This is a genomic window from Tardiphaga sp. (assembly GCF_044336785.1).
In the GTDB taxonomy this organism is placed as follows: Bacteria; Pseudomonadota; Alphaproteobacteria; order Rhizobiales; family Xanthobacteraceae; genus Tardiphaga.
In genome coordinates, this window is record NZ_JBIIOT010000032.1 from 40,839 (window position 1) to 49,693 (window position 8,855).

The following is an 8,855-nucleotide window of genomic DNA, read 5'->3' on the forward strand; positions in this document are numbered from 1 at the left end:
CCGATGAACGCCGTGAGCCCGCCCCTCGGCGGCAATTTTGTCTCGCCGTTTCGTGCCAGCGAGACGCACTCAATAGAACTCGATGCTGGCAGCAAGGTCTTATCGACAAGCGACGGCCTTGGCTGGAAGGATATCCATGCTTCGGTGACGTCCGAACGGCGCTGGCAGGGCTCTCTGGCCCCGATCGATCATATCTGCTTCGCTTACTGTTTGAGGCAATCTGCCAGGATCGAACGGCGCATTGCTGGAGAGACAAAGATCTCCACGCTCGCGCTTCGCCCGCGTCAGTTCGGTATATTGCCCACGCGCATGGCATCGAGCTTCCGGCTGACCGGCACGGCCGACATCATGATGGTCTATCTACGTGGATCGCTTGTCGAACGCGCCGCTGAGCAGATCTATAGTATGCAGGCGAGAGAACTCGACATGTTGCCCAAGGTCGGCTTCGTCGATCCGCTGCTTGAGCAAGTCAGCATGGAGATCGTCGCTGCGCTGGAACGGCGCAATGCGGATCTCGACTGCCCCTATGTTGATGACCTTGCGAAAACAGCGGCGTCCCACTTGCTGCGCCATCACACTGTTCGCCAGAGCGCCGAGACGCCTGCAGTATTGGCCGCCCAGACCGGCCACGGAACGGCGCTTACGCGTGTGCGCATGCATATCGAAAATAATTTATCGGACGATCTCGGTCTACCGATCCTGGCGCAGATCGCCGGCCTCGGCACGGCAAGCTTTGCCCATGCCTTCGTGGCGGCCCATGGCGAGACGCCACATCAATATGTCATCAGGCGACGCATAGAATGCGCGAAGCGGCTTCTGATCTCCACGAACGACTCGATCGCCAGAATAGCTTTCCAGGTTGGTTTCTCGAGCCAGAGCCATTTGTCAGACATGTTCAGACGCTTCAGCGGTACAACGCCGCGTGCATACCGAGATGCAGCGAAGACGCAGGCTTGGGGAACACAGATTAGCCGAGATTAGCTTCTGCTACCTCTGGTCTGGAAAAATCTCGCCAATAATCTTCAGGAGATCCGCCTCGCGAAACGGTTTTCGCAGATACGCCCGGAAACGCCCGGCGCGGTCGCGGACGACGTTTTCCAGCAGCGAGGTCATGACCACCACCGGAATGTCACGCAATCGCTCCTCCGCGCGCATCGCGGTGATCAGCCCTGCCCCGTCGACAAACGGCATCATGAAATCGGTGAGCACGAGATCCGGCGTCTCGCGATGCAGGATGTCGAGCGCTTCGCGGCCATTGCCGGCGACCAGCACATTGAAGGCGCTCTCGCTGAGCAGCACTTCCAGCCAGTCGGCGATCGCCCATTCGTCCTCGACAATCAGGACAGTCCGCACCGCTAATCTCCAGTCAATTTGAGGTCCGCGGCCGGCGTCGGCTGCGATCCCTGACTGGAAATATCGCGAAGAATGCGTTCGGCCCGCTCGTGGTTCTCATCAAGCACGATGCCGCCATCGTGAATTTCAAAGCGGCGCATCCGCATATCGGTCCGACGGTCGCGTGATTTCAAGATCGTCATCAGGCGATGGTTTTCCGAACGCAGGGCTGCGAGATGCAGCGCGATGATATTCTCGGCGACAGCGGACAGACCGGTCTGGTTCACACCCTTGAGCGGCTGCCCGGGTGTCATGCCGGCATGGTCGGTTTCCGCCGTTGCCAGAGTCGTAACACCGAGCGCGCGCAACTCGTTGCACAGCGCCGACAAAAAAGAACCCATGCGGGTCTTCTCGTCGGTGAGCTTCGAAAAGCCTTCGATGCCGTCGATCACCAGGCGGCGAACACCGGTCTGCCGGATCGTGCCGAGCAATTCCGTCGCCACCTCGTCCAGCACCGCTTCGGTCTGTGGGCGCCACATCAGGCTGATATTGTCGGGCAGCGCCAGCTTGAGGCTCTTGGCCTTCACCCGCAGCGCCATCGGATTTTCGTGGAAGCCGAAGAACAGCGCCTTCTCTTCCGCCGGACCACCGGTGAGGAACTGCAGGCCCGCGGTCGTCTTGCCGGAGCCCGACGGCCCCAGCACCACCGTCACCGAATGCGTATCGATGCCGCCGCCGAACATCTTGTCGATGCCGGGAATGCCGATCGGCACCATGGGTCCATCGGCGCTGTCCCAGACGCTCGGCGTCTCGAGCAGCGCCTCGATGCGGGGATAGATGGCGTGGCCGTCATCGGTGATGCGATAGGCATGCTTGCCGCCCATGAACCAGCCGCCGCGCAATTTGTGGATCTGGATCGAACGCTCCGAGCGCCGGCCATGGAGCTGCGACTGCAGTTCGATCAGCCCATCCACCATCGTATGTTCCGGCGGATGCGCATCGGCATCGAAGGCGCTGGTGAGCAGGAACATGGTGCAATTGCTGAAGCCCGCCTGGGTCTGCAGCTCATGGATGAATTTCTTGAGCTCAAGCTCTGTCCGCGCCTTCTCATGCACAGTGATCAGGCCATCGAGCACCAGGATGCTGGCCTTGCGGGTGCGCACCTCGCGGCGGACGACATCCAGCAGCCCGCGCAGCCCGTCATCCTCCAGCGTCTTGAAGGCGCCGACATAGGACATCCGGTCCGGGACAGCGTCTTCGTCAAAGAAATTCAATCGCCGCATATGCCCGATCATGCGGGCATGGCTTTCCGCCAGCAGCGTGATGTACAGCGCATTGCGGCCCTGCGCCGCCTGCGCGAAGCAGATCTGGTTGCCGAGAATCGTCTTTCCGGCGCCGGGCGCGCCCTGAATGATGTAGATGCCGCCGTCGAAAACGCCCCCACCCAGAATCGTATCTAGACCAGCGATGCCGGTCGCGACCCGGCCGTTATCAGCACTCATCCCACTACTGCCCCTGAAGCGTCACCTAGAACGGTGAGATGCTGAAACGCGCCGGGATGCAATCGGTTCCGCGGGTTTTGCAGAAATATTTCGAAGAACGACGACGACATTCGTGAGCGCACGGAAAACGCGGAACATCCGGGCGGGATCGACCATTGGACCCCGGTAGCAGCTGACGAGGAGAATGGAATGACCCAGCTTTCCAATATCCAGATGGCACAGGCCGGCTTCGCCAACCGCAAGGCAGACGCGCATAGGGACAAGTATCATCCCCGCTGCGGCGATGAGCATAGTCACAAGCCGACCAAGGCCGTGATCGGGATCGCCCTGCTGATCGTACTGAGTTTTCTGCTTTACGGAATCACAGGCCACGCGAGCGAGCCGACAGCGCACCACGCCTCGCCATCGACGTCGATTTCTCGATAGGCGAGAAAATCAGGCCCCGACTTTGGCGGGGCTTGCCGCTTCGTCATGCTCGGCCTCGGGCACCACCACCCGAAACTGGAAGCCGTGCAGGTCGATGGAGGGCACGATGCCGAAATGGTCGGTGCCGAACACCTCGACCCGACGTTTCAGCTCATCCGGCGCGATCGTGAGCGGGATGTCGCAAATACGCTCATAGGCCGCACGCGTCTGCCGATTGCTGCCCCAACGCATGGCGCGCTCGATCAGCGGCTCCGACTGGGTCGCGAGCAGGCGGGCCATGCGCCAGAACATCTGCACAAGCCGCGTATAGGTCATTTCTTCGAGACCGCCGACGCTGATGGCCGGTGGAATGGCGAACACCTCGACCTCCACGATCGGCCCGGCATCGACGCGCTCGATCATGCGATGCATGGTGCAGCCGAAATCCTGCGCGCGCTCATACAGCGCGAAATGCGCCGGCGCCCAGCCCGGAAAATTCGGCGGCCCCGGATGAAAATTATAGGCGCCATAGCCGAGCTGATCGAGCACCGCGGCGGGCACGATCACGTCGGTGGTGAAGGAGATCAGCCGCGCGCGACCCAGCCAGTCGGGCTCGATCGCCGCAAGGTCTGCCGCGGTGAACACCGGCACCACATGGAGATGCGGATTGTGGCCGCGCAGAAGCGTCGTGAAGACGGAATGCTCGGAGGGGCCTGTAAGAAGAATGATAGTGTCAAACATGTCAGGCGCCACGGCTACGAATCAAGTTTCGCCAGAGTCGCAGCCCGGTCTTAACAACTGATGACCGCGCGACAGCAGCGCTGCACAGCAGCAAATGCGCGACCTTGCGATTGTGACAAAGATCGGAACATGCGCCCGCCCTGGCGGTTATTTCCTCGCACAGGAGGAATCGACATGGCGAATTTTCAAAACCCCAACGATCCCCAGCGCCCAGTTCAGGACACTGCGGATACACGCAACCCCACCCGTTTCGATAGCGAATTGCAGGCAGACCCGGAACTGCAGGAAGGCCCTGCATCGGGCGGCCGCATGCTGGCCTATGGTGCCGCAGCGCTGGTGATCTTGGGCGTCGTATTCTATGGCCTGAACAGCGGATCGATGAATCCAAACGACGCGACCAAGACAGCGTCGCAATCGACTCCGGCCACTCAGGACAGCGCGCCGAAGGCGCCTGCACCCACCAACAATATCGCGGACTCCAACACCAAGCCGCCAGTGGCGCCTGGCGTGCGCGATGTGACCCCGACCAAGGATAATTCGGGCGTGACGACGGGCTCGGCGCCCGTCCGCTCGCAGGGCCCGCAATCCGGCCCGACCGGCACTGAGGTCGACAGCTCGAAGGGCGGCGCAGCGAAATAGTGCTTGCGCATGGGCAGGCAAGGCAGCGGGCATCATGACGCCCGGTTTTTTTGCCGTGCCTGCTTGCGGCTGATCGGCAAATCGTGATGGCGATGTGATTTTACTTCGAGAGTGGCATCGACCAGACCGTCACCACGCGTCGTCGAACCGGATCTGATGATGAAACCTCTGCTGCTGCTCGCATCGCTCGCCATCTTGTCTTTGACACCGCATGATGCGGCGTCTGCGGCGGAGCGCCAGCCCTATGGCATCGGCCTCGAGGGCTTTCAATATCCCTACCCCGTCCAGATGCTGCCGTTGACGAATGACGGCGAACAGTTGCGCATGGCCTATATGGATGTGCCATCTGCCAAGCCGAACGGCCGCACCGTGGTCCTGCTGCATGGACGCAATTTTCCGTCGAGCTATTGGGCGCCTGTGATCCGCACGCTGAACGATGCAGGCTACCGCGTCGTGGTGCCGGATCAGATCGGCTTCGGCAAATCATCGAAACCAGCGGGCGAATTGCATTTCGACACCCTCGCCCGCAACACCATCGCCTTGATGGATCATCTCAACATCGCCAGGTTCGACGTTGTCGCGCATTCGCTCGGCGGCATGCTGAGTGTCCGCATCGCCCGCGCTTATCCAGACCGCATCGATCACTTGCTGCTGGCAGCACCGATCGGCCTCGAAGACTATCGTCTTTACGTGCCGCCGACCCCGACCGAGAAGATTATTGAGACCGAGGACAAGCTCACGCCCGAGGGCTATCGCAAACAGCTTGAGACGAACTATGCGCTCAAACTCACGCCCGAGCAGGTGACGCCGTTCATCGAAGCCCGTTTCAACATCAAGGGCGCTTCCGATTATCCGCGCTGGCTGCGCGCCTTCGTCAGTTCGGCACAGATGATCTATCGCGAGCCCGTGGCGCATGAGATCCCGCTGATCGGCCTGCCGACCTTGTTCATCATGGGCGCCGACGATCACAACGCGCCCGGCAAACCCAACGCGCCGGAAGCCCTGCGGCCCAAAATGGGCCAGAATGCCGATCTGGCCAAAGCCTTGGCGGCAAAGATGCCGAAGGCGACAGCCGAAGTGCTCCCCAATGCCGGACATCTGGTCTTCCTGGATGCTCCCGCCAAATTCAACGAGCTGATGCTGGGCTTTCTCGCCACCACGCCGTGACATCCGCCAGCCTCGCACAAGCCCCGGCGAAATATTCATCTCCCGTTCAGATGGAATCGCGTGATTTCGCATCGTGAAGCGACGATCTGCCGCAACATTTTCGCCATGCCGGCGTTAGGTCGCGGGGACGCGAAGTCACCATTCTCGGCGCCGCATCGCGGCACCATCCATGGGAGAAGACGATGAAAAAGATTTTTGCAGCGGCTTTGTTCGCAGCCACTGTCGCCGGCTTCGGCGCCGCCAATGCCGCAATGCCAATAGCGCCGCTCAGCGCCGCCGACACCGCTGAGGTGATTCAGGTGGCTCAGGGCTGCGGCCCCGGCTATGCCCGCGGTCCGCGTGGCTTCTGCCGTCCGATGCGCATGGGCCCGCCGCCCGGCCGCTTCTGCCCGCCCGGCATGTTCCGCAATCCCTATGGCCGCTGCATCCGCCGCTGGTGATCGCGCATAATACCAACGAAGAAGAACCCCGCCTCGTGCGGGGTTTTTTGTTGCCCGTAAAGCGCTTGCAACGACGTCACGAAGACATGTCACATTGATCGTCCATTGCCATGGAGATTGTCGTGCCGCGCGCCCTGCTTCGCCTTTTCGCAATAGGCTTGTCCGGCCTTTCCATCACAGCAGCCGTGGCCCAGACACTGCCATTGCCGACCGAACCGCAACTCGGCCCGCGCCCCTTCTATCTCGCCGAAACCATGAAGGACGGCGCTTTGAAGACGCGCCTCAGCACCTGCACCGGCCCGTTTCGCAAGAGCGATTTCTCCATCGCCCATCGCGGTGCGCCGCTGCAATTTCCCGAGCACAGCCGGGAATCCTATCTCGCCGCCGCGCGCATGGGCGCCGGCGTGATCGAATGCGATGTCACCTTCACCAGGGATCGTCAGCTCGTCTGCCGGCATTCGCAATGCGACCTGCACACCACGACCAACATTTTGTCGGTGCCGGCGCTGGCCGCCAAATGCACGCAGCCCTTCAGCCCTGCCGATCCCGCCACTGGCAAGAAGGCCTCTGCAAAATGCTGCACCAGTGACATCACGCTGGCCGAGTTCAAGACGCTGCGCGCGAAGATGGATGCCGCCGATCCATCCGCGACCACCGTGGCCGACTACCAGAACGGCACACCGCGCTGGCGCACCGATCTGTATGCCAGCCCCGGCACGCTGATGACCCATGCCGAGAGCATCGCCCTGATCAAGAGCCTCAGCGCCAAATTCACGCCGGAGCTGAAGGCGCCGGAAGTCCCGATGCCGTTCGATGGCGACTACACGCAGGAAAAGTACGCGACCCAGATGCTCGACGAGTATCGCGCGGCCGGCATTCCAGCCAGCGACGTATTCCCACAAAGCTTCGATCTCAACGACATCAGGTTCTGGCTGCGCACCACGCCGGACTTCGGCAAGCAAGCCGTCTTCCTCGACGGACGCTACGCGACGCCCGGTTTCGATCACCTGCGGCCGGAAACATGGAGGCCATCGATGCCGGAGCTGAAAGCCATGGGGCTGCCGATCCTGGCGCCACCCATCTACATGCTGCTGACGCTCGACGGCAGCGGCCGCATCGTGCCCTCGCCCTATGCGCGCGCAGCGCGTGAAGCGGGCCTCGATTTGATCGCCTGGTCGCTGGAGCGTGACGGACCGCTTGCCAATGGCGGCGCCTTCTTCCATCGCTCCATCAAACCAGCCATTGACCGCGACGGCGACACTCTGACGGTGCTCGATGTGCTGGCCAGGGATGTCGGCGTGCGCGGCGTGTTCTCCGACTGGCCAGCGACGACGACCTTCTATGCCAGCTGCATGGGGCTGCAATAATCGTAGGGCGGATGAGCGCAGCGTCATCCGCCGGCCGAATTCGTTTGGCGAAGAACGGCGGATGACGCCTTCGGCTCATCCGCCCTGCGCATCCCCTCTACTTCGCGTCGCTGTCATAGATGAATTTCGGCATTTCCCATTTCATCCGGATCGCGAGCAGACGGAATGTGAGGCCGACACCGAATGCCACCGCGATCACGATATCCGGGCTCAACCCGTAGGTGATGCCGCCGATATAGAGCAGCCCGGTGACGATCGACACGCTGGCATAGAGCTCCGCGCGAAACAGCAGCGGCACATCATTGCACAGCACATCGCGGATCACGCCACCGACACAGCCCGTGATCATCCCCGCCACGACAACGATCAGGAATGGCTGGTTCATGCTCATGGCGACATTGGCGCCCATGATCGTGAACACCACAAGGCCGATGGCATCGAGCAGCAGGAAAATCGTGTGGAAGCGATGCACGAATTGCGCGAGGCCGATGGTGGCGAGCGCCGCCCCGCCCGTCAGCAGCAGCAGATACGGGCTCTTCACCCACCATAGCGGATAGTGCCCGAGCAGCATGTCACGCACCGAACCGCCACCAAGCGCGGTGATGCAGCCGAGCATGGCGACGCCAAGCCAGTCCATCTTGCGCCGCCCGGCGGCCAACGCCGCCGTCATCGCTTCGGCAACCAGCGCAATCATTGCAAGGGGAAACAACAGGGCTTCGGTATGGGGCATGAATCAGCAGGGCTCGAGGAGATGGCTGTCTAGCATGGATCCGCGGATCGTCGTTGCGCGTGGCTGTAGGATGGGTTGAGCGTCAGCGATACCCATCACCGCATACGCCCGGCGGTGATGGGTATCGCTGCGGCGCTCTGCGCCTCCACTCAACCCATCCTACGACTCAACCCCATTCGCTTGCACACCGCGCAAGATTGAACGGGCGCAACCATCATCGCCCCTTGACATAATTCCTAAAGGATAATATACCCCTCCTTGTCCTGTTCACGAGGGGCGCTTCTCGAGGGCGTCTTGAGCGGTGGGGCAGGATACGGAGCCCGCGGCCTGCATCGCAAGCAGGACTCGGGAGGCCGGGGGTCACCGTCCGCCCCCATTAAGAGGGGCTGCCGATAGTTCGGCTGAGACGGCACAGGCGAACGGCGGAGAAATCCGTCGGGATCAGCGAAACCGAAACCTGCTACGGCAGGGAGTAAGGGACGCGCCGGTGCATAAAAAGAATGGTCCTCCAGCCAAAAGTCCCGTGATGGCG

The 8,855-nt window shown here is 61.7% G+C and carries 10 protein-coding genes; 6 read left to right on the forward strand and 4 right to left on the reverse strand.

Annotated features, from left to right (window positions below):
- Nucleotides 1-3 precede the first annotated feature (3 nt).
- Entirely contained in the window at nucleotides 4-981 is a 978-nt protein-coding gene (locus ACIQ2A_RS11720; RefSeq protein ID WP_398479147.1) for a helix-turn-helix domain-containing protein, read from the forward strand.
- A gap of 6 nt (nucleotides 982-987) precedes the next feature.
- Here ACIQ2A_RS11720 and ACIQ2A_RS11725 read toward each other — a convergent pair whose 3' ends face one another.
- Nucleotides 988-1,353 (reverse strand): response regulator, encoded by a 366-nt coding sequence (locus ACIQ2A_RS11725; RefSeq protein ID WP_398479149.1) that lies wholly within the window; start codon nucleotides 1,351-1,353, stop codon nucleotides 988-990.
- Between the two features lie 2 nt (nucleotides 1,354-1,355).
- A complete protein-coding gene (locus ACIQ2A_RS11730; RefSeq protein WP_398479151.1) occupies nucleotides 1,356-2,834 on the reverse strand; it encodes an RAD55 family ATPase in 1,479 nt (492 codons plus the stop codon).
- Nucleotides 2,835-3,023: 189 nt separating this feature from the next.
- Between ACIQ2A_RS11730 and ACIQ2A_RS11735 the strand changes: the two genes are divergently transcribed.
- Nucleotides 3,024-3,260 (forward strand): hypothetical protein, encoded by a 237-nt coding sequence (locus tag ACIQ2A_RS11735; protein WP_398479153.1) that lies wholly within the window; start codon nucleotides 3,024-3,026, stop codon nucleotides 3,258-3,260.
- Between the two features lie 9 nt (nucleotides 3,261-3,269).
- Here ACIQ2A_RS11735 and ACIQ2A_RS11740 read toward each other — a convergent pair whose 3' ends face one another.
- Nucleotides 3,270-3,980, reverse strand: coding sequence for a formyltransferase family protein (locus ACIQ2A_RS11740; RefSeq protein WP_398479155.1), 711 nt, complete (start codon nucleotides 3,978-3,980; stop codon nucleotides 3,270-3,272).
- A gap of 174 nt (nucleotides 3,981-4,154) precedes the next feature.
- On the opposite strand from ACIQ2A_RS11740, the gene ACIQ2A_RS11745 reads away from it, so the two are divergent.
- The 4 genes from ACIQ2A_RS11745 (at nucleotide 4,155) to ACIQ2A_RS11760 (ending at nucleotide 7,593) form a co-directional block, all read left to right on the forward strand.
- Nucleotides 4,155-4,619: a hypothetical protein gene (locus ACIQ2A_RS11745; RefSeq protein WP_398479157.1), complete on the forward strand. Its 465-nt coding sequence runs from the start codon at nucleotides 4,155-4,157 to the stop codon at nucleotides 4,617-4,619.
- A gap of 159 nt (nucleotides 4,620-4,778) precedes the next feature.
- A complete protein-coding gene (locus tag ACIQ2A_RS11750; RefSeq protein ID WP_398479174.1) occupies nucleotides 4,779-5,786 on the forward strand; it encodes an alpha/beta fold hydrolase in 1,008 nt (335 codons plus the stop codon).
- A gap of 182 nt (nucleotides 5,787-5,968) precedes the next feature.
- A complete protein-coding gene (locus ACIQ2A_RS11755) occupies nucleotides 5,969-6,226 on the forward strand; it encodes a GCG_CRPN prefix-to-repeats domain-containing protein (protein WP_398479159.1) in 258 nt (85 codons plus the stop codon).
- Nucleotides 6,227-6,411: 185 nt separating this feature from the next.
- Nucleotides 6,412-7,593, forward strand: coding sequence for a glycerophosphodiester phosphodiesterase family protein (locus ACIQ2A_RS11760; protein WP_398479161.1), 1,182 nt, complete (start codon nucleotides 6,412-6,414; stop codon nucleotides 7,591-7,593).
- A gap of 97 nt (nucleotides 7,594-7,690) precedes the next feature.
- Here the strand turns inward: ACIQ2A_RS11760 and ACIQ2A_RS11765 are convergent, their stop codons facing one another.
- A complete protein-coding gene (locus tag ACIQ2A_RS11765; RefSeq protein WP_398479163.1) occupies nucleotides 7,691-8,323 on the reverse strand; it encodes a trimeric intracellular cation channel family protein in 633 nt (210 codons plus the stop codon).
- Nucleotides 8,324-8,855 lie beyond the last annotated feature (532 nt).

Excerpts from the sequence above, each read along its gene's own strand:
- ACIQ2A_RS11730 (WP_398479151.1), bottom strand. The coding sequence starts at position 2,834 with ATGAGTGCTGATAACGGCCGGGTCGCGACCGGCATCGCTGGTCTAGAT.
- ACIQ2A_RS11755 (WP_398479159.1), top strand. The coding sequence starts at position 5,969 with ATGAAAAAGATTTTTGCAGCGGCTTTGTTCGCAGCCACTGTCGCCGGC.
- ACIQ2A_RS11765 (WP_398479163.1), bottom strand. The coding sequence starts at position 8,323 with ATGCCCCATACCGAAGCCCTGTTGTTTCCCCTTGCAATGATTGCGCTG.
- ACIQ2A_RS11745 (WP_398479157.1), top strand. The coding sequence starts at position 4,155 with ATGGCGAATTTTCAAAACCCCAACGATCCCCAGCGCCCAGTTCAGGAC.
- ACIQ2A_RS11735 (WP_398479153.1), top strand. The coding sequence starts at position 3,024 with ATGACCCAGCTTTCCAATATCCAGATGGCACAGGCCGGCTTCGCCAAC.
- ACIQ2A_RS11750 (WP_398479174.1), top strand. The coding sequence starts at position 4,779 with ATGAAACCTCTGCTGCTGCTCGCATCGCTCGCCATCTTGTCTTTGACA.
- ACIQ2A_RS11740 (WP_398479155.1), bottom strand. The coding sequence starts at position 3,980 with ATGTTTGACACTATCATTCTTCTTACAGGCCCCTCCGAGCATTCCGTC.
- ACIQ2A_RS11720 (WP_398479147.1), top strand. The coding sequence starts at position 4 with ATGAACGCCGTGAGCCCGCCCCTCGGCGGCAATTTTGTCTCGCCGTTT.